Raw genomic sequence first — 23,180 nt, 5'->3', positions numbered from 1 at the left:
GATCACGCCGTCACGTGCCGCTTGATGCGGGCGATCAGGTCGTCCGCGTCGACCGGCTTCGTCACGTAGTCGGTCGCGCCGGAGGCGAGGCTCTTCTCCCGGTCGCCCGGCATCGCCTTGGCCGTCACCGCCACGATCGGGATGGCGGCGTGCTCGGGCATCGCGCGGATCTTGGCGGTCGCGGTGTAGCCGTCCATCTCCGGCATCATCACGTCCATCAGGATCAGGTCGATGCCGGGGTGCGCGGCGACCGTTTCGACGCCCTTGCGGCCGTCTTCGGCGTGCAGCACCTGCATCCCGTGCAGTTCCAGGATCCCGGTCAGCGCGTAGACGTTGCGCGGGTCGTCGTCGACGATCAGCACCGTGCGCCCGGACAGCGTGGCGTCGACGTCGGCCGCCCGCACCGGCGCGGCCGGCTCGTCCGGGCGGACCAGCGGGAGCACCGCGCCGGGTTCTTCGGCCGACAGGTGCAGCGCGATCCGCTCGCGCAGCTCGTCCAGCCCGGACAGCACTTCGAGGGACTGGACGTCCGCGCGGGACTGCACGAGCTGCTCCAGCTCGGTGTCGAGGCGGCGGCTGTTGTGCGCGAGCACCGGCACCAGCCGCAGCGCGCTGTCGCCCTGCATCGCGTCGAGGAACCCGAACGCCGTCCGGTCCGGCAGGTCCAGGTCGAGCACCACGCAATGGTAGGCGTCGGTGGCGAGCGCGGCCGCCGCTTCCTGCGTGCCGACCGCCGTCACCACCTCGACGTCGGCGGGCGAGAGGCCGATGTCCCGGCTGTCGGCGAGGTCCGCGGCGGCGCTTTCGGCGACCAGCGTCAGCAGCCCGTGCTGGCGCTCTTCCACGACCAGCAGCCGCCGGTACGCGCGCGGCGCCGACGTGGTGAGCGCGGCGCCCGGGTCACCCGCCGAGACGACGGCACTCGGGTGTTCGCCCGCGGGCAGCGCCGAGAAGTCCGGGCGCGCGACCGGCAGCGAGAACGTGAACGTGCTGCCCTCCCCCAGGGTGCTCTCGGCGGTGATGAACCCGCCGAGCAGCTGGGCGATCTCGCGGCTGATCGACAGGCCGAGCCCGGTGCCGCCGTACTTGCGGCTGGTGGTGCCGTCGGCCTGCTGGAACGCGCCGAAGATCGATTCGAGCTGGTGCTCGGCGATCCCGATGCCGGTGTCGGTGACCCGGAAGGCGACGGCGGGCCCGTGCGCGCGCAGCGGCCGCGGCAGGGTTTCGACGTCGACCGCCTCGATGTGCAGCTCGATCCCGCCGACCTCGGTGAACTTGACCGCGTTGGACAGCAGGTTGCGCAGCACCTGCCGCAGGCGCGAGTCGTCGGTGAGCAGTTCGGCGGGCGAGCCGGGGGCGACGGTGATCCGGAAGTCGAGGTTGCGCTGGGACGTCATCGGCCGGAACGTCGCCTCGACGTAGTCCAGCAGGCCGCGCAGCGACACCTGCTCCGGCGTGACGTCCATCTTCCCGGCCTCGACCTTCGACAGGTCGAGGATGTCGTTGATCAGCTGCAGCAGGTCCGACCCCGCGGAGTGGATGATCCCGGCGTACTCGACCTGCTTGGCGGTGAGGTTGCGGGTCGGGTTCTGCGCGAGCAGCTGGGCGAGGATGAGCAGGCTGTTGAGCGGGGTGCGCAGCTCGTGGCTCATGTTGGCCAGGAACTCCGACTTGTACTTCGAGGCCAGCGTCAGCTGCTGGGCGCGGGCCTCCAGCTCCTGGCGGGCCTGCTCGATCTCCAGGTTCTTCGTCTCGATGTCGCGGTTCTGCGTGACCAGCAGCGCCGCCTTCTCCTCCAGCTCCGCGTTGGACGACTGGAGTTCTTCCTGCCGCGCCTGCAGTTCCTCCGAGCGGGCCTGCAGCTCGGCGGTCAGCCGCTGCGACTCGCCGAGCAGCTCGTCGGTGCGGGCGTTGGCGACGATGCTGTTGACGTTGACGCCGATCTGCTCCATCAGCAGTTCGAGGAACCCGCGGTGCACCGTGGTGAACCCGTGCACCGACGCCAGCTCGATGACGCCGAGCACCTGGTCCTCGACCACGATCGGCAGCACGAAGAGGCTGGCCGGCACGGTGCTGCCCAGGCCGGAGGAAATGGTGGCGTAGCCCGGCGGGACGTCGTCGACCGCGATCGGGCGGCGGCTGCGGGCGGCCTGCCCGACCAGCGACTGGCCGATCCGGAACCGGGCCACCGGCCCCTCGCCGTCCGGGTGGCCGTAGGCGCCGACCAGCCGCAGCTCCGGGACCTCGGCGGTGTCGTCGGCCAGGTAGAACGCGCCGTACTGGGCGTTGACCAGCGGGACCAGCTCGTCCATCACCGCGGCCGCGACGACGGCGAGGTCGCGCCGGCCCTGCATCAGGCCGGTGATCGTGGCCAGGTTGGACTTCAGCCAGTCCTGCTCCTGGTTCGCCCGCGTCGTCTCGCGCAGCGACTCCACCATCGAGTTGATGTTGTCCTTCAGCTCGGCGACCTCGCCGGAGGCGTCGACGGTGATCGACCGGGTCAGGTCGCCCTCGGCGACCGCGCTGGTCACCTCCGCGATCGCGCGGACCTGCCGGGTGAGGTTCCCGGCCAGCTCGTTGACGTTCTCGGTCAGCCGCTTCCAGGTGCCCGACACGCCCTCGACCTCGGCCTGCCCGCCGAGGCGGCCCTCGCTGCCGACCTCGCGGGCCACGCGGGTGACCTCCGCGGCGAACGCCGAGAGCTGGTCGACCATCGTGTTGATCGTGGTCTTGAGCTCGAGGATCTCGCCGCGGGCGTCGACGTCGATCTTGCGGGTCAGGTCGCCCTGCGCGACGGCGGTGGTCACCTGGGCGATGTTGCGGACCTGCCCGGTGAGGTTGTTCGCCATCGAGTTGACGTTGTCGGTGAGGTCCTTCCAAGTGCCGGCCACGTTCGGCACGCGCGCCTGGCCGCCGAGCATGCCCTCGGTGCCGACCTCGCGCGCCACCCGGGTGACCTCGTCCGCGAACGCCGAGAGCGTGTCGACCATCGTGTTGATGACGTCGGCCAGCGCCGCGACCTCGCCCTTGGCCTCGACGGTGATCTTGCCGGACAGGTCACCGCGCGCGACCGCCGTCGCGACCTGGGCGATCGAGCGCACCTGGCCGGTCAGGTTGGACGCCATCACGTTGACGTTGTCGGTGAGGTTCTTCCACGTCCCGGACACGCCGCGGACGGTCGCCTGGCCGCCGAGGTTGCCCTCGGTGCCGACCTCGCGCGCCACCCGGGTGACCTCGTCCGCGAACGCGGACAGCTGGTCCACCATCGTGTTGATGGTGTCCTTGAGCTCGAGGATCTCGCCGCGGGCGTCGACGCGGATCTTCTGGGACAGGTCGCCGCGCGCGACGGCGGTCGTGACCTGGGCGATCGAGCGGACCTGCGCGGTGAGGTTGTCGGCCATGACGTTGACCGACTCCGTGAGGTCCTTCCAGGTGCCGGAGACGCCCTTGACGTCGGCCTGGCCGCCCAGCCGCCCCTCGGTACCGACTTCGCGGGCCACGCGGGTGACCTCGTCCGCGAACGCGGACAGCTGATCCACCATCGTGTTCAGCGTGTCCTTGAGCTCCAGGACCTCGCCGCGGGCGGTCACGTTGATCTTCTGCGACAGGTCGCCCTTCGCCACCGCGGTGGCGACCTGGGCGATGTTGCGGACCTGGTCGGTCAGGTTGCCCGCCATGAAGTTCACCGAGTCGGTGAGGTCGCGCCAGGTGCCGGAGACGCCCTTGACGTCGGCCTGGCCGCCCAGCCGCCCCTCGGTGCCCACTTCGCGGGCCACGCGGGTGACCTCGTCCGCGAAGGAGGACAGCTGGTCCACCATCGTGTTGATCGTGCTCTTGAGCTCGAGGATCTCGCCCCGCGCGTCGACGGTGATCTTCTGGGACAGGTCGCCCTTCGCCACCGCCGTCGTCACCTGGGCGACGTTGCGGACCTGGTCGGTCAGGTTCCCGGCCATGAAGTTCACCGAGTCGGTGAGGTCGCGCCAGACACCGCCGACGCCGGGCACCTGCGCCTGCCCGCCGAGGCGGCCCTCGCTGCCCACCTCGCGCGCGACGCGGGTGACCTCGTCCGCGAACGACGACAGCTGGTCCACCATCGTGTTGACGGTGTCCTTCAGCTCGAGGATCTCGCCGCGGGCGTCGACGTCGATCTTCTGCGACAGGTCGCCCTTCGCCACCGCGGTCGCCACCTGCGCGATGTCACGCACCTGGGTGGTGAGGTTGCCGGCCATGGCGTTCACCGAGTCGGTGAGGTCCTTCCAGGTGCCGGACACGCCGGGCACCTTCGCCTGCCCGCCGAGCTGGCCCTCGCTGCCGACCTCGCGGGCGACGCGGGTGACCTCGGAGGTGAACAGCGACAGCTGGTCGGCCATGCCGTTGAAGACCGTGGCGATCTCGCCGAGCAGGCCGTCGGCCCCGCCGGGCAGCCGGATGCCGAAGTCGCCGTCGCGGACCGCGGTCAGGCCGGCCAGCAGCCGGCGCAGCTCCTGCTCCCCCGCCTCGCCCACGCCTGCGACTGCGCCTTTGGTCCCCGGGCGCGCCCCTTCGACCATTGCCCCACCCATCCGCCACCCGTTTCTCCGGTCGTCGGCGCCCCGGCGCCGTCCCGGTGAGCACACCGGATGGCTCAGCATAGTGCAGCTGCACTATCCTGAGCGGCAACGGTTGAGCAACCAGCCGCGCCCGTGTCCGCGCGCGCTCCCAGGCGGTGCTCGACAGCCTTTCCTTTCCCCGCAGGCCATCCGGCCACGTTGCCCCATTCGGCTGAACGCGCTCCCAGACAGCGGTACCCCGCACCCGGCGGCGGCACCGCCGTTCGTCGCGCCCGCCGCCGTTTGTCCACAGTGGACGTTCCACTGTGGACGAGCGCGGGGTGCGGGGTCGCGAATGACTCATTGGGGACCGCGGAGGTCGCGAATGAGTCATTCGCGACCTCCGCGGCGTGGGCGATCTCCCGCCGCTGGACGACTCGCTCGCCGAGCTCGACATCACCGTCACGCTGGGCGACCCGGTCACCGAACTGGGCGAGGGCCGGGTCCGCACCGCGGCCGGCGCCGTCCACCGGTTCACCACCTGCGTGCTCGCCACCGGCACGGAACCCGTCCGGCCCGGGCTGCCCGGCACCGGCCACGCCGACGTCCGGACCCTCCGGTCGGCCGCCGACTCCCGCGAGCTGCGCGCGGCCACGGCCGGGGTGCGCAGCGCGATCGTCGTCGGCGCCGGGTTCATCGGCTGCGAAGCCGCCGTCTCCCTGTCCCGGCTCGGGCTGCAGGTGACCGTCGTCTGCCCCGACGACGTCCCCCAGGAGAAGCGGCTCGGCCCCGAGGCGGGCGGATTCCTCCTGCGCTGGCTCAAATCCGAAGGCGTCAGCGTGCTTCGCGGGACGAAGCTGCTGTCGATCGAAGACGGCCACCGCGTCCGCACCGACCTGGTACCGGTCCTCGACGCCGGGCTCGTCGTGCTCGCCACCGGCGTCCGCCCCCGGATCGGGCTGGCCGAAGCGGCCGGGCTCGCGCTCGAGCGGGGCCGGATCCGCACCGACGAGCACCTGCGCACGAGCCGGGCCGGCGTGCTCGCGGCGGGCGACGTCGCGCTGGCCTACCACCGGCCGCGGGACGCGCGCTCGCCGTCGAGCACTGGGGCGACGGCCTCGCGATGGGCGAGGTCGCCGGGCTGACCGCGGCCGGCGAAGACGCCACCTGGGACGACGTCCACGGCTTCTGGTCGGTGCTCGGCGACCGCGTCCTGAAGTACGCCGCGTGGGGCGACGGCTTCGACCGCGCCCGCCCGTTCCCGCGCGGCGACGGCGGGTTCACGGTCTGGTACGAACGCGACGGCCGGGTGGTCGGCGTCCTCACCCACGAAGCCGACGAGGACTACGAACGGGGCCGGGACCTGATCCACCGGGGCGCGCGGCTCACAGCCAGTCCTTGACCTTGAAGAGCGTGTAGAGCCCGACCGAGAGCACCAGCATGACGACCGTCGAAACCCAGAACCCGAGCGTCGTGCCGTTGCCCGGGTAAGGGACGTTCTGGCCGTAGAACCCGGTCACCGCGGTGGGCACCGCGATCACCGCCGCCCACCCGGTGACCTTCTTCATGATCAGGTTCAGCCGGTCGCTCTGCAGGTTCAGCTGCGTCTCGCGGACCGTCGTCAGGCGTTCGCGCAGCGCCTCGGTGTGCTCGGCGGCCTGCCGCGCGTGGTCGTGGACGTCCTCGAAGTACGGGCGGGTGGTGCCGTCGGCCAGCTTCAGGTCCGGGCGCATCAGCGAGGCGACGACGTCGGGCACGGGGGCCACGACCCGGCGCAGCGCGGTCAGGTTCTTGCGCAGCCGGAACGAGCGCCGCTGCAGTTCGGCGGTGTCCGGGCGGTCGTCGAACACCAGGTCCTCCAGCGCCTCGACCTCGTCGTCGAGCACCTGGACGGCCTCGAAGTGGCCGTCGACGACGTAGTCGAGCAGGCCGTGCAGCAGGAACGGCACCCCGGCCCCGGCCAGGTCCGGCGCCTGGTCCCAGCGGCGCGTGACGGCCTCGATGTCGAAGCCGTCGTCCTTGCGGACGGTCACCAGCGCGCGGGGCGTGATGAACACGGCGAGCTCGGTGGTGACCGGGTGGTCGCCCGGGGCGCCGAACCGGACGGCGTAGGCGGTCAGGAAGGCGTGGCCGTCGTAGCGGTCGAGCTTGGGCCGCTGGTGCTCCTGCACGGCGTCTTCGACGGCGAGCCGGTGCAGGCCCAGCTCGTCGGCGAGTTCGGCCAAGTCCGCTTCGGACGGTGCACAAAGGTCGACCCACACGGCGGTGCCCGGTTCGGCCAGGAAGTCGGAAACGGCCGTGACGGGGAAGCCTTCCTTGTGCAGCACACCGTCGCGGTAGGCCCGGGTTCTCGTCATACCCCGGGGTTTCCCGCGTAACCGGCGGCGAAAACGGGTAAGCGCCGATCTTGTGACCAGACTGCTCGCGGAGACCCCGCCGAAGCCGCTGCCGTACCCGCGCACCACCGCGTCGATCGGCGCCGAGCTGCGCTCGCTGCACGCGGCCGGCGACCTCGACCTGCCGCTGCCCGGTGCTTCGGGTACCGCGGCCCGCTGGGCGGCGCTGGCCGCGTTCGGCCGTCGCGACCTGGCGCTCGCCCGCCTCGCCGAGGGGCACGCCGACGCCGTCGCGATCCTCGCCGAGGCGGGCCGCTCCCCCGTGCCCGGTGCGCTCTACGGCGTGTGGGCGGCGAAGTCCGGCGGCACCGGCGCGGCACTCGAAGACGGCGTCCTGACCGGCACGGTCCGGTTCTGCTCGGGGCTGTCCCTGCTCGACCGCGCCCTGGTCGCGGCGGGCGACCGGCTCGTCGAAGCCGACCTCGCCGACCCCGGCGTGCGCCGGCACCCGGACGCGTGGCAGGCGGTCGGGATGGACGCCTCCGACAGCGGCGACGTGGTCTTCGACGGCGTGCGCGCGGACCTCGTCGGGCCGCCCGGCTGGTACGTGGCGCGCCCCGGCTTCGCGCTCGGCGGCGCCGGCGTGGCGGCGGTGTGGCTCGGCGGCGCGGCGGGCGTCTTCGACGGCGTCCTCGCCTACCTGCGTGACCGCGGTGGCGCCGACGAGCACCAGCTGGCGCACGTCGGCGCGATCCACACCGCGCTGACCGCGGCCGAAGCCGTGCTCGCCCGCGCTGCCGGCGAGCCGGTCGGCCCGCTGTCGGCGGGCACCTGCCGGGCCGCGGCCGAGCGCACCGCCGTCGAAGTGCTGGACCGGGCGCTGAAGGTCACCGGGCCGACGCCGGCGTGCCGCGACCGGCGGTTCGCGCAGCGGGTCGCCGACCTACCGGTGTACGTCCGGCAGCACCACGCCGAGCGGGACCTCGCCGCGCTCGGCCGCGACGTCCTGGGGACGCCGTGACCGCGGTCGTCCGGGAAGCCGAGTGGGCGGACCTTCCCGCACCCGAACCGTGGCCGGCGCAGGGGTTCGAGCGCGCGCTGGTCGTCGCCGCCCACCCCGACGACGAGACGCTCGGCGCGAGCGGGCTCCTGCAGCGGCTGCACGCCGGCGGCACGGCGGTGACGCTCGTCGTCGCGACCGACGGCGAAGCGGCGTTCCCGGCTTCGAGCCTCGCGGAACGCCGGGAACTGGGGCGGACCCGTCGCCGGGAACTGCGGGATTCCCTGCGGGCCCAAGGGCTTTCCGACGTCGAACCGGTGTGGCTGGGCCTGCCGGATTCCGCTCTCTCCGCCCACGGCGACGAGCTGGTGACGGCGCTGCGGGAGCGCGCCGACGGCCACGACCTGTGCTTGTTCCCGTGGCCGGACGACCCGCACCCGGACCACCAGGCGGCCGCGCGGGCCGCCGTCGCCGCCGCGCCGCTCACGACGCAGTGCTGGTCGTACCCGATCTGGCTGTGGCACCGGCTGCGCCCGGACGACCCGGGTATCCCGTGGGCGCGGGCCCGGTCACTCCGGCTGACGGCGGCCGAACGGTCCGCCAAGGCCGCCGCCATCGCCGCCTTCCCGTCGCAGCTCGAGCCCGGCCCGCGGGGCGAGGACCCGATCCTGCCGGACGAGGTGCTGGCCCACTTCGCCCGCGACCGCGAGGTGTTCTTCCGCGAGCCGCCGCGGGATTCGGCGCCGGTCAGCCGGTTCGCCGAGCTGTACGGCGGCGCCGAGGACCCGTGGTCGGTCGGCACGAAGTGGTACGAGCGGCGCAAGCGCGCGATGGTGCTGGCCTGCCTGCCGGACGAGCACTACGGCACGGTCGTCGAGCCGGGCTGCGGTGTCGGTGCGCTCACCCGTGACCTCGCCGGCCGGGCCGGGCGGCTGCACGCCTTCGACCCCGTACCCGCGGCCGTCGACCGCGCCCGCCGGGCCGCCGCCGATCTGTCGCATGTGGACGTCCACATCGGATCGGTGCCCGAAGCGCTGCCGGCCGGGCCGGTCGATCTGGTCGTGTACAGCGAGCTGCTGTACTACCTGGCCGACGACGCGCTCCGGGAGACCGTCGAGGCTTCGGTGGCGGCGTTGCGCCCCGGCGGGCACCTGCTCGCCGTGCACTGGCTGCCGTGGGCGCCCGAAGCGCCGCGCGACGGCCGGGACGCCCACGCCCGGCTGCTGGCGCACCCCGCGCTCGAGCCGCTGGTCGAGCACACCGACGAACAGTTCCTGCTGCACGTGCTGAGGCGCCGGTGATCGAAGCGGTCGGCGTCGTGATCCCGGCACGGGACGAGGCGGAACTGGTCGGCGCGTGCGTGCACGCGCTCGGCGATGCCCTGCGGCGGCTGCCGGCCGGCGTCGGGTACGCGGTCTGCGTGGTCGCCGACCGCTGCCGGGACGCCACGGCCGCGGCCGCCCGCGCCGCGCTGGGCGACCTGCCCGGCGTGGTGGTGGCGACCGGGTCGGCGCGGACTATCGGCGAGGTCCGCGACTTCGGGATCACGCGGGTCCGCGGGCGGTTGCGCACCCCCGCGGCCGGGACCCTGCTGCTGAGCACGGACGCGGACACGCGCGTGACACCCGGGTGGGCGCGGGCCCACCTGGCCCGCGCGCGGCAGGGCTACCACGCGATCGCCGGGACGGCGGAGCTGTCGGCGCCGTTCAGCACGTCGGCCCGGGCGCTGCGGCAGTACGAGCACGTCCTCGACAACGCGCGCACGGCCGCGGGCCACGGCTCGGTCTACGGCGCGAACCTCGGCGTGCGCGCGGACGCGTTCGACGCCGTCGGCGGTTTCGGCAGGCGAGCCACCGGCGAGGACCACGACCTGTGGCACCGCCTCGGCCAGGCGGGCTTCCGCCGCTGCTTCGAGCCGGCGGCACCGGTGGTGACGAGCGCCCGCCTCCACGGCCGGGCACCGGACGGCCTCGCAACGCTGCTCCGGCGCCTGGCCGGGGAGCGCGACGTCTGCGGAGATCGATCGTGAGTGTTGGCAGCGCCTCCCTCCGCCTGGCACCGGCATGCAGCCGACAGCTACAGCAGCTGCCGAGGCCGTTCGTAGCGGTCGCGGCACCCGCCTCGACAGCCGCGCTCCGGCGCCTGGCCGGGAAGCGCGACGCCCGCGAAAACCGCTCGTGAGCGCCGCCGGCCTCCGGCCGACGGTCACAGCGGCCGGCGAGGCCGTTCGTCGCGGTCACGGCGCCCGCCTCCAGCGCTGGGAAGCGCGGCGCCCGCCAAGACCGGTCGTAACAGCCGAACGACCTTCACATCGGTTGTGGAGGTCGTTCGTAGCGGTTGTCGCTGTCGCGCCGCGCCGGGCGCCGCGAAGATCGGCCGGTGACGAGCGCCTGGAGGATGCTGCCCGCCGCCTTGCTCGCGGCCGCCGCTCTCGCCGGGGTGCCGACCGCGGCGGCCACGGTGGAATCGCGCGTCCGGCTCGTCGCGGTCGTGCGGGACACCGTCGAGATCGCCTGCGCGCGGGATGCGGGCCGGGTCGCCTGCACCGCCGTGCACCATCCCCGGTCCTACCTGGCCGCCTTCGTCACAACGCTTCCAGCTCGGCCCGGACCGCCGCCACGTGCTCGGCTCCCCCGTACTCCCGCAGCATCGCCAGCGCTTCCGTGAGCACCTCGCGCGCCCGGGCGGGCTCGTCGAGTCCGGCGTGGGCCCGGCCCAGCTCGGCCAGTGTCATGGCTTCGTACAGCCGGACGCCCGCCGCGCGCCAGAGGTCCGCGCTCCGGCGCAGCTCCCCGACGGCCTCGGCGTACCGGCCCTCGTCGCGGTGCACCACGCCGATCCGCATCCAGCCGTAGGCCATCCCGCGCAGGTCGTCGGCGCCTTCGCCGACGGTGACCGCTTCGGTCGCGTACGCCAGCTCGCGGGCGCGGTCGCCCCGGCGTCCGTAGAGCACGGCGAGGTTCACCAGGTTCAGCGTCTCGACGTGGCGCAGCCCGAGCGAGCGGTTGAGCGCCAGGCTGCGCTCGCCGAACTCGATGGCCGCGTCGACGTCGTCGCCGAGGCCGAGCACGTAGCAGAGGTTGTTGAGGATGCCGGCGAGCTGCCGGGGATCGCCGATCTGCTCCCAGTCCGCGAGGCTCCGCCGCAGGTGGGCGTGCGACCGGCGGTAGTCGGCCGCTTCGCCGCCGCGGGCGAGTTCGGCTTCGGCGATGCCGAGGTCGTTGCGCAGCGTCGCCGACGCCACCGGGTCGACGCCGTCGACCAGCGCCAGCGCCACCTCGTCGACCTGGATCGCGTCCCGCCACCGCGCCCGCGCCCGGTGGTATTCGAACAGGCCGAGCCCGACGGCGGCGATCGCCTCCGCGGGCACGCCGGGCGTGGCCGCGGCCTGCCGCACGACGGTGACGAGGTGTTCCTGGTGCCGGTCGAGCCAGCCGAACACCTCCTCCGTGGTGGCCGGGCCGCTCGCCGCCCAGCGCCCGGCCGCCCAGTCGTGGCGGTGTGAAGCCGCCGCGACGACCGCCATGCTCTGCCACGCCACGGCCGCGCAGAGTTCGACGACGCGGGTGATCGCGGCGGCCCGCTCGGCCGCGGTGAGCCGGGCGGCGTGCTCGCGGGCGTAGAGCCGGAGCAGGTCGTGCAGCCGGTACCAGCCCGGGGCGGGCGTGGTCAGCAGGTGCTCGTCGGTCAGCCGTTCCAGCAGGCCCTCGGCCTCGCGGTCCGGGACGTCGAGCAGCCGTCCCGCGACGGGCACCGACAGCTCCGGCACGTCGAGCAGGGACAGCAGCGGGTACGCGTGGGCCGCCACCTCGTCGAGGGCACCGAAGGCGAGCGTGAAACTGGTGCGGACGCCCGTTTCGTCGAGGCGGCGGCTCTCATCCCCGAGCCGGTGCGCGAGGTGGGCGACCGGCCACGACGGCCGCGTCGCCAGCCGCGCGCCGGCCAGGTGCAGGGCCAGCGGCAGGTACCCGCACAGGCGCACGACGGCCCGGGCCGCGGCGGGCTCGGCGGCCACCCGATCGGCGCCGATCTCCGCCGCGAGCAGGCGCAGCGCGTCCGGCTCGGGCAGCACGTCCAGCAGCACCTGGTGCGCCTGCGGCAGGTCCGGCAGCGCGGCCCGGCTCGTCACGATGGCCGCCGAGCCGCCCGCCCCGGGGAGCAGCGGAGCGACGTGCGCGGCGTCGCGCGCGTTGTCCAGCAGGAGGAGGACGCGTTTCCCGGCGAGCGCGGTGCGGAAGCGGGCCGACGCGGAGTCGAGCGTCAACGGCGTCGGCGGGTCGCCGCCGAGCTCCCGGATCAGCCGGTCGAGCAGGTCCAGGGGGGCCGGCGGGTCGGCGGCGTGGCCGCGCAGGTCGAGGTGCAGCGAGCCGTCCGGGAACCGCCGCGCGAGCCGGTGCCCGGCCTGCAGCGCCAGCGCGGTCTTGCCGACCCCGGCCATCCCGGCGATGGCGACCACGACTCCCTGGCGAGCGTCGGCGAAGAGGCCCAGCACGCGGTCCAGCTCGGCTTCGCGGCCGGTGAACGCGGCGACCCCGCTCGGCAGCTCCCGCGGCACGGCGGCGCTCCCCGCCGGGATCTTCGGCCGCGCGGCCGCCGCGGCGAACTCCGCCCGGGCGTCCCCGGCCAGGCCGAGGGCGCCGGCGAGCCGGTCGAGGGTTTCGCGGTGCGGGAACCGGCGCTCCCCGCGTTCGAGCGCGCCGACGGCCTGTGCGCTCAGCCCGGCCGCCTCGGCCAGCAGCTCCTGGGTCATCCCGGCCGCGCGCCGCAGCCGGCGCAGCCGCACCCCGAACGACTCCATCCGCACCCCTCCCCGCCGCCCGAGGCGAAATCCTACGGCGGGGCGACCGGGAGCATTGTCGCCGAAGATCGTATCGCTTATCGTATACGACACTGTCTTCCTCCCGACGCTGCGAGGTGACCCCGTGCCCGCCCCCACGACCCTCATCGCCCGCGACTTCACCGAGTTCCGCACCGCCGTCTCGCAGTCGTTCGTCCCGCTGCACGTCACGGCGGGCGGCGACGGCTTCCGCGGCCGGATCCGCTCGTCGGCCGCCGACGAGGTGCAGGTCTCCGAGGTGACCGCGTCGCCGCACGTCGTCGAGCGCACGCCGGAGCTGATCGCCAGGGCCGAGCGGCGCTACTACAAGCTGAGCCTGATCCTGGCCGGCACCGGGCTGCTCGTGCAGGACGACCGCCAGGCCGTGCTGCGCCCCGGCGACGTCGCCCTCTACGACACGCACCGGCCGTACTCGCTGGTGTTCGAGGAGGACTTCCGGACGCTGGTCGTGATGTTCCCGCAGCGGCTGATCGACCTGCCCGCCGAGCTCGTCGGGCGGCTGACCGCGGTGCGGATGTCGGGCAAGGAAGGCGTCGGCAACGTCGTCGTGCCGTTCCTCGCCCAGCTCGGCGGCAACCTCGAACAGCTGGCCGGCCCGGCGGGCGCGCGGCTCGCGCACAGCGCGGTCGACCTGCTCTCGACGCTCGTCGCCACCGAGCTCGACCTCGCGCACGCCGGCACCGACCCGCACCACGAGCTGATGCGCCGGATCCGCGCGCACATCGACGCGAACCTGCACTCCGCGGACCTGACCCCGGCGCGGATCGCCGCCGAGCACTTCATCTCGACGCGGCACCTGCACGGGCTGTTCCAGGAGCAGGGCACCACGGTCTCCGGCTGGATCCGCGCGCGGCGGCTCGAGCACTGCCGCCGGGACCTGCTCGACCCGGTGTACGCCGGGCGCCCGGTCGCGGCCATCGCCGCGCGCTGGGGGTTCGTGGACGCCGCCCACTTCAGCCGCGTCTTCAAGACCGCGTTCGGCCGCGCGCCGAGCGAGCTGCGCCGGGAGTTGACCGTCAGCGTCCGGTAGTTGCCCCGCAGCGCGTGACCGCTCGCCCGGGCCCCGGTGCCGCCCGACGATGAGGCCATGCCCGAAGCCCCCACCGACGGCTGGCGCACCTACGACGAGTTCGCCGCCGGGATCGCCACCTACCGCCTGCCGGACGCCGACCTCACCGGCCGGGACGTCACGATCACCCTCGACGACGGCGAAGTCCTTTCGCTGAGTTTCAAGGACGCCGGGCACGTCGTGTGCAACGGCGTCGAGGACCCGTACGACGCCGTCGCCGTGCGGGACGACGTCTTCTTCGTGAACCTGCCGCTCACCAGCGTCGACGGCGAAGCGCTGACCGTCGTGTACTCCACGGCGTCGCACCGCGCGCTCGCCGTCCGCTCGGTGATCGGCGCCGAAGACATCGAGGACGTTCCCCGCGTCTCGCAGCGCTTCTGGGCCGGTGTGACCGACGGCGGCCCGCCGTCCGGGGCCGTGCCCGGGCCGTCGCGCGACCTGATCGGCAAGCGGAACCTCTACCGCTACAGCCCCGACCACCTCTACGAGCACGTCTACGTCTCCTCGGAGCGCTACGCCTGGCAGTGCCTGGAAGGCGTCCAGCGCGGCCACGGCGACATGGACCTGTCGACGGTGTGGAAGTTCGCCGACGGGCTGTACCTGTTCTGCTTCCGCGAGTTCCGGATCGCCGTGGCCAGCGTGTGGCTGCACGACCTCGGCTACGCGCTGCGCACCACCGGCGTGTTCCTCGGGCTGACCGGCGACGGCCGCTCCGAGCACTCCCGCGCCGGCGGCCACGTCTACCCGCTCGGCTCGGTCAGCTACCCCGACGCCCAGCCCGTCTGAAGGAGCTTCCCATGTCCAATGTGGACGTCATCCGCGCGCACTACGCCGCCAGCGACCGGGGTGACCTGCCCGGCATGCTCGCCCCGCTCGGGGCGAAGACGACGTGGACCGAAGCCGCCGGCTTCCCCTACGCCGGCACCTACACCGGCCCGGACGAGGTGGCCGAGCACGTCTTCGCCGCCATCGGGCGGGACTGGGACGGCTACCGCTTCACCCTCGAAGACCTGCTGGACGCCGGGGACACGGTGATCGGCGTCGGCACCTACACCGGCACGCACCGCCGGACCGGCCGGTCCTTCACCGCCCGCGTCGCGCACCTGTGGCGCTTCGACGGCGGCGAGGTCGCCGCCTTCGAGCAGATCGTCGACTCCGCGCCCGTCGTGGCCGCAACCCGGGAGCAGCAATGAGAAAAGTCCTTCCCACCCTCGCGGCCGCCGTGCTCTTGGCCACCGCGGGCTGCGCCGGTTCCGACGCCGGGTCGAGCGGCCCGATCGTCGTCGGCTCGGTGAACGCGCTCAGCGGCGCGGCCACCTTCCCGGAGTCCTCGCAGGCGGCGAAGGCCGTGTTCGACGCGGCCAACGCCGCCGGCGGCGTCAACGGCCGCAAGATCGAGTACAAGGCGATCGACGACAAGGGCGACCCGGCGGCGGCCGCGGCGGCCGCCCGCGAGGTGGTCGGCGGCGACTCGGCCGTCGCGCTGGTCGGCTCGTCGAGCCTGATCGAGTGCGAGATCAACGAAAAGTACTACGAGCAGCAGAAGATCCTGTCGATGCCGGGCATCGGCGTCGACCCGGCGTGCTTCTCCAGCCCCAACATCGCCCCGGTCAACGTCGGGCCCTTCCACGACATGACGCTGACCCTGCTCTACGGCACCGAAGTGCTGAAGCTCGACGACGTCTGCGCGCTGCTGGAGATCGCCGGAAACACGCTCCCGGCGTACCAGGCGGCGATCGGCGAGTGGACGAAGATCACCGGCAAGAAGCTGAAGTACGTCGACTCGACCGTCCCTTATGGCGGGTCGGACTACACGCCGTACATCGTCAAGGCGCGTGCGGCGGGCTGCAAGGCGATCACCGTGAACCCGGTGGAGCCGGACTCGATCGGCCAGCTCAAGGCCGCGCAGGCGCAGGGCTGGACCGACGTCACCTGGCTGCTGCTGACCAGTGTCTACAGCGAGAACTACGCCAAGGCGATCTCGAACGCCGGCGCCGGGGTGTACGTGCCCGCGGAGTTCTACCCGTTCACCGACGCGACCGCCGCCGCGAACCAGGAGTGGCGGGACCTGATGGCGAAGAACAAGATCCCGCTCACGTCGTTCAGCCAGGGCGGCTACCTGGCGGCGAAGTACTTCCTCGCGGTCCTGCGCGGGATGAAGGGCGACATCACGCGCGAGACGGTGACCAAGGCGCTGCGCGAGATGAAGCCGATCAGCGACCCGATGGTCGGCACGCCGTACGTGTTCGGGCCCGCGCAGGCGCACCACGACAACACCGCGGGCTGGCCGATCAAGCTGGCCACCGGGACGAACAAGTGGGAGCTGTCGGCGCGGGACTGGCTCCGGATCCCGAAGCCGTAGGAGGACGTTCATGCTGCAGGGCGCACTGGCCGGCCTCGCCGCCGGCGGCCTCTACGCGGTGCTCGCGGTCTGCCTGACCCTGATGTCGCGGCTGGTGCGGGTGGTCAACTTCGCCCAGTCCGCGACCGGGATGTTCGGCTGCTACGTCGCCGTCTTCCTCGCCGTCCACCTGGGCTTCCCGGAGTGGCTGGCGACGCTGGCCGGCATCGTGCTCGGCGGCGCGCTGAGCGCGGTGCTCGGCTGGATCGTGTCCACGTGGCTCGCCGAGGCCGACACCGGGACGCGCTCGGCGGTGACCGTCGCCGTGCTCCTGCTGCTGATCTCGCTGGCGTTCATCCTGTTCGGCAACAAGCCCCAGCCGTTCCACCCGCTGCTGGCCGGGCCGGCGTTCACCGTGGGTGGTGTGGTGGTCAGCCAGGTCACCGTCGTGACGGTGGCGCTGGCGGTGCTGGTGGCGCTGGGCTGCCGCGCGGTGCTGGCCCGCACGTCGCTGGGCGTCCGGCTGCGCGCGCTGTCGGAGCGCCCGACGACGGCGGAACTGCTGGGCATCCCGGCCCGGCCGCTGTCGGTCGGCGTCTGGACGGCGACCGGGGTGATCGCCACGCTCGCGGTGTCGATCGTGGCGCCGTCGCAGTCCAACGACCCGACGTCGCTGGCGATGCTGGTGGTCCCGGCCGCCGCGGCGGCCCTGCTCGGCGGCTTCCGCCGGCTGGACCTCGCCGTGGCGGGCGGCCTGGTTCTTGGGATGGCGCAGGGTGCGGTCGCCCAGGCGGACAAGCTGTCGGTGCTGCGGTACTTCCTCCCGTTCCTGGTCATCGTGGCGCTGCTGCTGTGGACGCAGCGCAAGGAGGTGTGGGATGCGGCCCGCTGAACGGACTCGCCACCGGCCGCGGTCGCGCGTGGCGCGGACCGGATGGCCTCGGCTCGTCGTGTCCGGCCGGCGAGGTGGGGACGTCATGAACGACTCTTTCACGACGTCCGGCGAGGTGAACGGGTCGTTCACGGCATCCCGGGCCGACCCCGGCGGGTGCCGCGACCGGCCACTCGCGGCCCGACTTCGCCGGCACCCTGGCTCGTGGCCCGGCGCCGGACCACGCACGCGCCCCCTCACCGCGGCCGGAAAGGCGGTACCCCGTGCGGCTCGCTGAACACCCGCTCGCCCGGCAAGCACTCCCCCTCCTGGTCGCCGCCGCGGCGATCGGCGTCGGCTACGCGCTCAGCGTCGGGCTCGCCGGGTACTTCGTCTACCTCGGCGTCAGCGCCGTCGTCGCGGCGATCGCTCTCCTCGGGCTCGGCGTCGTCACCGGGACCGCCGGGATGATTTCCCTGTGCCAGCTGACCTTCGCGGCGGTCGGCGCGTTCGTCGTCTCCGCGTGCAACGTCGCCGGCGTGCCCGGCGGGTTCGTCACCTGGCTGCTCCTCGGTGGCCTGGCCGCCGCGGTGGCCGGGGTGCTCGTCGGGCTGCCCGCGCTGCGGCTGCGCGGCATCACCCTCGCCGTCGTCACCCTCGGGCTGGCCGCGGCCGCCGACCTGACGCTGGTGCAGATCCAGTTCCCCGGCGCCACCGAAGGGCTGGCGGTCGAGCGCCCGGAGGCGTTCTCCGACGACCGGTCCTACTTCCTGTTCGCGGTGCTGGTGCTCGTCGCCTGCGGGCTCCTGGTGCACTTCCTGCGCCGCGGCCGCTGGGGCAGCAGCTGGCACCTGGTCGCCTTCTCCGAACGAGGGACGGCCGCCGTCGGTGCGGGCGTGCGCACCTCCAAGCTCACGGCGTTCGCGGTCAGCGCCGCCCTCGGCGGTGTCAGCGGCGGCCTGCTCACCGGCCAGGTCGGGCTCGCCTTCCCGGCGAGCTTCACCGCCATCCAGTCCCTCGCGCTGTACGTGCTGGCGATCATGTCCGGCGCGCACCTGATCGACATGGCCGTGTTCGGCGCACTGCTCTGGGTCGCCGTTCCCGAACTGCTCAAGCGCTGGGGCGTGCCGCAGGACTGGGGTTTCGTGGTGTTCGGCGTGCTCGGCGTCCAGGCCCTGACCGGCCGCGGCAACCTCGGCACCGCCGTGCGGAACCTGTGGTACCGCCGCCGCACCCGCGGGACCGCGGGCGTCGGGCTCACGACCGAAGTCGCCGACGTCGATCCGCTGCCGCCCGGCGGGCCCGTCCTGGCCGTGCGGGGGCTGAGCGTCTCCTTCGGACACGTGACCGCGCTGTCCGATGTGGACATCACGGTGCCCGAGCACGGGATCCTCGGCGTGATCGGGCCGAACGGCGCCGGGAAGTCCACTCTGGTCGACGCGATCAGCGGCTTCCTGCCCCGGGCGACCGGCACGGTCGCCCTCGACGGCCGGCCGCTCAGCGGCTCGCCCACCCGCCGGGCCCGCGCCGGGCTGCGGCGGACGTTCCAGCAGGACCGCGTCCCGCCCGGCCTCACCGTCGGCGCGTACGTGCGGTTCGTCGCCCGGCGCCGGCTCACCGCCCGGGAAGCCGCCGACGCGCTGGAGTTCTTCGGCTGCCCGCCCCCGCGCACGCCGCTGTCCCGGGTGGACGCGGGCGCGCGGCGGCTCGTCGAGGTCGTCGGCCACCTCCTCGCGAAGCCCCGGGTCCTGCTGCTCGACGAGCCGGCGGCGGGGCTGCCGCACGAGGAGCACGTCGCCTTCGGGCGGCGGCTGCGCCAGGTCCCGGCCCGGTTCGGCGTGACGGTGCTGCTCATCGAGCACGACCTCGACCTGGTCCGGTCGGTCTGCGACACGCTCACCGTCCTCGACTTCGGGCAGGTCCTGGCGAGCGGGCCGCAGGCGGACGTGCTGGCCGACCCGGCCGTCCTCAAGGCCTACATGGGTGAAACGGAGCTGCTGTGAACGCGTTGCGAGTCCACGGGCTGACGGTGAAGCGCGGGGCCGGCCCGGTCATCCGCGACGTCGACCTCGTCCTCGAACCGGGCCGGATCACCGCGCTGGTCGGGCCGAACGGGGCCGGGAAGACGAGCCTGCTGGAAGCGGTGTCGGGCGTGGTCCCGCCCGCGGCGGGCAGCGTCCACCTGGGCGGGGTGAACGTCACCCGGCACTCCCGGGTCGCGCGGGCGCGGCTCGGGCTGGCCCACATCGAGCAGGGCCGGGCGGTGTTCCCGGGACTGACGGTGCTGGAGAACCTTCGCCTGACCGCCCGCACCCCGGCGGCGGTGGAGGAAGTCCTCACGCTGTTCCCCGAGCTGGAGAAGCGCCGCGACTCCCCCGCGGCCCTGCTTTCGGGCGGTGAGCAGCAGATGGTGGTGCTGGCACGGGCGTTCGCGGCCCGCCCGGCGTTCCTGCTCATCGACGAGATGTCGCTGGGCCTGGCCCCGGTGGTGTTCACCCGGCTGCTGCCCGTCGTCACGCGGTTCGCCGCGGAGGGGGCGGCGATCCTGCTGGTGGAGCAGTTCACGCACCTGGCACTCGGCGTCGCGCAGGAGGCGGTGGTCGTCTCGTCGGGCCGCGTCACCTACTCCGGCGACGCCCGGACCCTCCTCGACTCCCCCGCCACCCTGCACTCCGCCTACCTCGGGTCGTGACTCACATCCCGGCGCGCTCGAAGGCCAGCGTCGGGAGGTCGACGGCGTGGGCGCCGCCGTCGGCGACCAGGACCGCGCCCGTGATGTACGACGACTCCGCCGAGCCCAGGAACCGCACGATCGCCGCGATCTCCTCGGGCTCGGCCGGGCGCCGCAGCGGCACCTCGGCCGTCACCCGGCGGTAGCCCTCCTCGTGGCCGCCGGTGAAGCCCGCGGCCGCGGCGAACTGGTCCATCTCGCCGTCCGCCATCGGGGTGCGCACCCAGCCGGGGCAGACGGCGTTCGCCCGCACCCCGCGCGGCCCGAAGTCGCGGGCGATCGACCGGGTCAGGCCGATCAGCGCGTGCTTCGCGACGGTGTAGCCGGCGACGTTCGGCCCGGCGAACAGCCCGGCCAGCGAAGACACCACGACGACCTGCCCGCCCGTCTCCACCAGGGACGGCAGCGCCGCCCGGCAGAGCACGAACGCGCTCGACAGGTTCGAGCGCAGCGCCAGCTCCCACTCTTCGTCGCCGGTGTCGACGACCGACGACAGGCCGTGGCCGCCGGCGTTGGCGACCACGACGTCGAGCCGCCCGTGCTCGGCGCGGATTTCGGCGATCGCGCGTTCGGCGTCCTCGCGCACGCTCGCGTCGCAGGCGATGACGTGCGCGCCGGTTTCCGCGGCCACCTTCTCGAGGGGCTCGCGCCGCCGTCCCAGCACGACCACGCGCGCGCCTTCGCCGGCGTAGCGGCGGGCGACCGCGGCGCCGATGCCGGTGCCACCGCCGGTGATCGCGACGACCTTGCCAGATGAGTCCACTGTGGATCCTTTCCTAAGCGGGGAACGCCGAGCGGGCCGACATCCCGAAGTCGGCCAGCAGGGCTTGGCCGTTGACCGGCCGCGAAGCCGGGGACGCGAGGAACAGCACCTGCCGGGCGACATCGGCCGCGGCCTGGACCGGGAACGCCGGGTCGTCCAGGACCGCGCCGAGGTCGGCGCGCGCCATCGGCGTGTCCACCACCGACGGGCAGACGCAGTTGACCCGGATCCCCGGCACCTCGACGGCCAGCGCGCGGGTCAGCGCCACCACCGCGCCCTTGGACGCGCAGTAGGGCACCATGCCCGGCGCGGCCGTGAACGCCGAATCACTGCCGAGCAGGACCACCGCGCCGCCCTCGGCCAGCCACGGCAGCGCGTGCTTGACCAGCAGGAACTGCCCGGTGACGTTGACGGCGAGGACCCGCGCGACGGCGGCGGCCGTCGTCGCGGCCAGCGGTGTGCCGACCGGGCCGGAGATCCCGGCGCAGCCGACGACGGCGTCGAGGCCGCCGAACCCGCGGGCGACGGTCTCCACCGCGGCGGCCAGCGCGGGCTCGTCGGTGACGTCCGCCTGGACGACGCCGGGGCCGGGTTCGCGGTCGACGACGCCGACCCGCGCCCCCTCGGCGCGGAACGCCCGCACGCAGGCCAGCCCGATGCCGGACGCCCCGCCGGTCACCAGGACCGCCCGGCCGTCGAGATCTGTTCGCATGCGCCCATCCTCACCGCGGGCGGCGGCCGCGGGGTTGGCCTCGAGCGCAGCGTTGTTGTCGGCGGCCGCACGGGCGTTGGCGCGCGAACCGGCCCGGGCCGAGACTGGCCAGGGTGAGCACGCCGCACCCCCTCGACCCGCTGACCGCCGCCGAACTGACCGCGGGCCGCGCCATCCTCGCCGAAGCCGGGCTGGCCGGCGGCACGATCCGCGTCCCGCAGGCCCTGCCCGTCGAACCCGCCAAGGCCGACGTGCGCACCGGCGCCGGCGACCGCCGCATCCGCTACACGCTCCTGGACACCGCCACCGGCCGGGCCGGGGAAGCCGTGGTGTCGGTGTCCAAGGAGGAACTCGTCTCCTGGGACGACTGGGCCGTCACCGAAGGGCAGCCGTCGTACCTGTTCGAGGAGTACGCGCTGGCCGAGCGGCTGACGAAGGCGTCGGCGGGCTGGCGGGCCGCGATGGCGCGGCGCGGTCTCGCCGAACGGATCGAGCACGCCTTCTGCGCGCCGCTGGCGCCCGGGTTCTTCGGGCGCGAGGACGAGACGGGCCGCGTCATGCGCTCGCTGACGTTCCTGCGCGAGGACGACGGCGACAGCCCGTGGGCCCACCCGGTCGAGGGCCTGGTCGTGCACCTCGACCTGACGCGGCAGCGCGTGCTCCGCGTCGAAGACGAAGGCGACGTCCCGGTCCCCGCCGAGCACGGGCGCTACACCGGCGTCCCGGCCCGCACGACGCTCAGGCCGATCGAGATCACCCAGCCTGCCGGCCCGAGCTTCACCGTCGACGGCACCGAGGTCACGTGGGAGGGCTGGCGCCTGCGCGTCGGTTTCAACGCCCGCGAAGGACTGACGCTGCACCAGCTGAGCTTCCAGGACCGGCCGGTCCTGTACCGGGCCTCCGTCCCCGAGATGGTGGTCCCGTACGGCGACGTCGCGCCCGGCCGGTTCTGGATCAGCTACTTCGACGCCGGGGAGTACCAGTTCGGCAAGAACGGCAACGACCTGCGGCTCGGCTGCGACTGCGTCGGCGAGATCCACTACTTCCCGGCGTGGGTCGCCGACGACCGCGGCGAGCCGGTGGAGATCTCGCGGGCGATCTGCCTGCACGAGGAGGACGACGGCATCCTCTGGAAGCACACCGACCTCGCCGGCCGGCCCGAAGTCCGCCGCTCGCGCCGGCTGGTGGTGTCCTCGATCTCCACCATCGGCAACTACGACTACGGCCACTACTGGTACTTCCACCTCGACGGCTCGATCGAGTTCGAGGCGAAGGCCACCGGCATCGTCTTCTGCGGCGCCGGGACGCCCGGCCAGGACCAGCCGCACGCGACCGAGCTCGCGCCCGGCCTGTTCGCGCCGGTGCACCAGCACCTGTTCTGCGCCCGGCTCGACGTCGAGGTCGACGGCGACCGCACGAGCCTGCACGAGGTCGACGTCGAGGGCGTGCCGACCGGCCCCGCCAACCCGTACGGCAACGCGTTCACCTGGCGGAGCACACCGTTGCGGACCGAGCGGGAAGCGATGCGCCTGGCCGATCCCGCCCGCGCCCGCGTCTGGGAGGTCCGGAGCGCCGAGCGGGTGAACCGGCTCGGCAAGCCGACCGCTTACCAGCTGGTGCCGAGCCCATCGGCGACGCTGCTGGCGCAGCCGGACGCGACCGTGCACGCCCGCGCGACGTTCGCGACGAAGCACCTGTGGGCGACGCCGTACCGCGAGGACGAGCAGTTCCCGGCCGGCGACCGGCCCAACGCCCACCCCGGCGGCGCGGGCCTGCCCGCCTGGACCGCAGCCGACCGCGACCTCGTCGACACCGACCTCGTGCTGTGGCACGTGTTCGGCCCCACCCACGTCCCCCGCCCCGAGGACTGGCCGGTGATGCCGGTCGACAAGTCCGGCTTCCTGTTCCGGCCGTACGGGTTCCTCGACCGCAACCCCGCGCTCGACCTCCCGTCCGGCGACCACTGCGACCACTCCGACCACTGAGGACTG

Annotated in this window: 19 protein-coding genes; 13 read left to right on the top strand and 6 right to left on the bottom strand. The window is 73.8% G+C overall.

From position 1 onward, the window contains the following. Nucleotides 1–2: 2 nt before the first annotated feature. Nucleotides 3–4,550 carry a HAMP domain-containing protein gene (locus AB5J73_RS35390; RefSeq protein WP_370963159.1) on the bottom strand — a complete coding sequence of 1,516 codons (4,548 nt, stop codon included), beginning with the start codon at nt 4,548–4,550 and terminating at the stop codon, nt 3–5. Between the two features lie 389 nt (nt 4,551–4,939). Here AB5J73_RS35390 and AB5J73_RS35385 point away from each other — a divergent pair, with 389 nt between their 5' ends. Further along, complete coding sequence (locus tag AB5J73_RS35385; RefSeq protein ID WP_370963158.1) at nt 4,940–5,674, top strand: NAD(P)/FAD-dependent oxidoreductase; 735 nt, start codon at nt 4,940–4,942, stop codon at nt 5,672–5,674. Next, nucleotides 5,653–5,931, top strand: a complete 279-nt coding sequence (locus AB5J73_RS35380; protein ID WP_370963157.1) for an oxidoreductase C-terminal domain-containing protein — start codon at nt 5,653–5,655, stop codon at nt 5,929–5,931. Before AB5J73_RS35385 ends, AB5J73_RS35380 begins: the two co-directional genes overlap by 22 nt. On the opposite strand, the gene AB5J73_RS35375 is transcribed toward AB5J73_RS35380, so the two are convergent. Then, nucleotides 5,915–6,886 carry a magnesium transporter CorA family protein gene (locus AB5J73_RS35375; protein WP_370963156.1) on the bottom strand — a complete coding sequence of 324 codons (972 nt, stop codon included), beginning with the start codon at nt 6,884–6,886 and terminating at the stop codon, nt 5,915–5,917. The two genes, AB5J73_RS35380 and AB5J73_RS35375, sit on opposite strands and share 17 nt — an antisense overlap. A 52-nt stretch (nt 6,887–6,938) precedes the next feature. Between AB5J73_RS35375 and AB5J73_RS35370 the strand changes: the two genes are divergently transcribed. From AB5J73_RS35370 to AB5J73_RS35360, 3 genes are read left to right on the top strand one after another with little or no spacing between them, the layout of a single operon-like run. Further along, nucleotides 6,939–7,886, top strand: coding sequence for an acyl-CoA dehydrogenase family protein (locus AB5J73_RS35370; protein WP_370963155.1), 948 nt, complete (start codon nt 6,939–6,941; stop codon nt 7,884–7,886). Next, complete coding sequence (locus AB5J73_RS35365) at nt 7,883–9,166, top strand: bifunctional PIG-L family deacetylase/class I SAM-dependent methyltransferase (protein ID WP_370963154.1); 1,284 nt, start codon at nt 7,883–7,885, stop codon at nt 9,164–9,166. The genes AB5J73_RS35370 and AB5J73_RS35365 overlap by 4 nt, the downstream gene beginning before the upstream one ends. Continuing rightward, nucleotides 9,163–9,894 (top strand): glycosyltransferase family 2 protein, encoded by a 732-nt coding sequence (locus AB5J73_RS35360; protein ID WP_370963153.1) that lies wholly within the window; start codon nt 9,163–9,165, stop codon nt 9,892–9,894. The genes AB5J73_RS35365 and AB5J73_RS35360 overlap by 4 nt, the downstream gene beginning before the upstream one ends. 277 nt (nt 9,895–10,171) lie before the next feature. Here the strand turns inward: AB5J73_RS35360 and AB5J73_RS35355 are convergent, their stop codons facing one another. Both AB5J73_RS35355 and AB5J73_RS35350 read right to left on the bottom strand, forming a co-directional pair. Further along, entirely contained in the window at nt 10,172–10,411 is a 240-nt protein-coding gene (locus AB5J73_RS35355) for a hypothetical protein (RefSeq protein ID WP_370963152.1), read from the bottom strand. Between the two features lie 38 nt (nt 10,412–10,449). Continuing rightward, entirely contained in the window at nt 10,450–12,663 is a 2,214-nt protein-coding gene (locus AB5J73_RS35350; protein ID WP_370963151.1) for a helix-turn-helix domain-containing protein, read from the bottom strand. Nucleotides 12,664–12,787: 124 nt separating this feature from the next. Between AB5J73_RS35350 and AB5J73_RS35345 the strand changes: the two genes are divergently transcribed. From AB5J73_RS35345 to AB5J73_RS35315, 7 genes are all read left to right on the top strand, one after another. After that, nucleotides 12,788–13,732, top strand: a complete 945-nt coding sequence (locus AB5J73_RS35345) for a helix-turn-helix domain-containing protein (protein WP_370963150.1) — start codon at nt 12,788–12,790, stop codon at nt 13,730–13,732. A 57-nt stretch (nt 13,733–13,789) separates the two neighbouring features. Beyond that, nucleotides 13,790–14,557, top strand: a complete 768-nt coding sequence (locus tag AB5J73_RS35340; protein ID WP_370963149.1) for a MoaF C-terminal domain-containing protein — start codon at nt 13,790–13,792, stop codon at nt 14,555–14,557. Nucleotides 14,558–14,568: 11 nt separating this feature from the next. Then, nucleotides 14,569–14,964 carry a nuclear transport factor 2 family protein gene (locus AB5J73_RS35335; protein ID WP_370963148.1) on the top strand — a complete coding sequence of 132 codons (396 nt, stop codon included), beginning with the start codon at nt 14,569–14,571 and terminating at the stop codon, nt 14,962–14,964. Then, nucleotides 14,961–16,133, top strand: coding sequence for an ABC transporter substrate-binding protein (locus AB5J73_RS35330; protein ID WP_370963147.1), 1,173 nt, complete (start codon nt 14,961–14,963; stop codon nt 16,131–16,133). Before AB5J73_RS35335 ends, AB5J73_RS35330 begins: the two co-directional genes overlap by 4 nt. Before the next feature lie 10 nt (nt 16,134–16,143). Further along, nucleotides 16,144–17,004: a branched-chain amino acid ABC transporter permease gene (locus tag AB5J73_RS35325; protein WP_370963146.1), complete on the top strand. Its 861-nt coding sequence runs from the start codon at nt 16,144–16,146 to the stop codon at nt 17,002–17,004. A 263-nt stretch (nt 17,005–17,267) separates the two neighbouring features. Next, entirely contained in the window at nt 17,268–18,986 is a 1,719-nt protein-coding gene (locus AB5J73_RS35320) for an ATP-binding cassette domain-containing protein (protein ID WP_370963145.1), read from the top strand. After that, nucleotides 18,983–19,675, top strand: coding sequence for an ABC transporter ATP-binding protein (locus AB5J73_RS35315; protein ID WP_370963144.1), 693 nt, complete (start codon nt 18,983–18,985; stop codon nt 19,673–19,675). The genes AB5J73_RS35320 and AB5J73_RS35315 overlap by 4 nt, the downstream gene beginning before the upstream one ends. Nucleotide 19,676: 1 nt before the next feature. On the opposite strand, the gene AB5J73_RS35310 is transcribed toward AB5J73_RS35315, so the two are convergent. Together AB5J73_RS35310 and AB5J73_RS35305 are read right to left on the bottom strand one after the other, a co-directional pair. Then, nucleotides 19,677–20,477 carry an SDR family NAD(P)-dependent oxidoreductase gene (locus tag AB5J73_RS35310; protein WP_370963143.1) on the bottom strand — a complete coding sequence of 267 codons (801 nt, stop codon included), beginning with the start codon at nt 20,475–20,477 and terminating at the stop codon, nt 19,677–19,679. Between the two features lie 13 nt (nt 20,478–20,490). Then, nucleotides 20,491–21,189, bottom strand: a complete 699-nt coding sequence (locus tag AB5J73_RS35305; RefSeq protein WP_370963142.1) for an SDR family NAD(P)-dependent oxidoreductase — start codon at nt 21,187–21,189, stop codon at nt 20,491–20,493. 113 nt (nt 21,190–21,302) lie between these two features. Between AB5J73_RS35305 and AB5J73_RS35300 the strand changes: the two genes are divergently transcribed. Beyond that, complete coding sequence (locus AB5J73_RS35300; RefSeq protein ID WP_370963141.1) at nt 21,303–23,174, top strand: primary-amine oxidase; 1,872 nt, start codon at nt 21,303–21,305, stop codon at nt 23,172–23,174. Nucleotides 23,175–23,180: the final 6 nt, after the last annotated feature.

Origin of the sequence: Amycolatopsis sp. cg9 (assembly GCF_041346945.1) — a bacterium.
In the GTDB taxonomy this organism is placed as follows: Bacteria; Actinomycetota; Actinomycetes; order Mycobacteriales; family Pseudonocardiaceae; genus Amycolatopsis.
The sequence above is the reverse complement of the archived record's forward strand: the minus strand, read 5'-3'. Positions and strand labels throughout refer to the sequence as shown.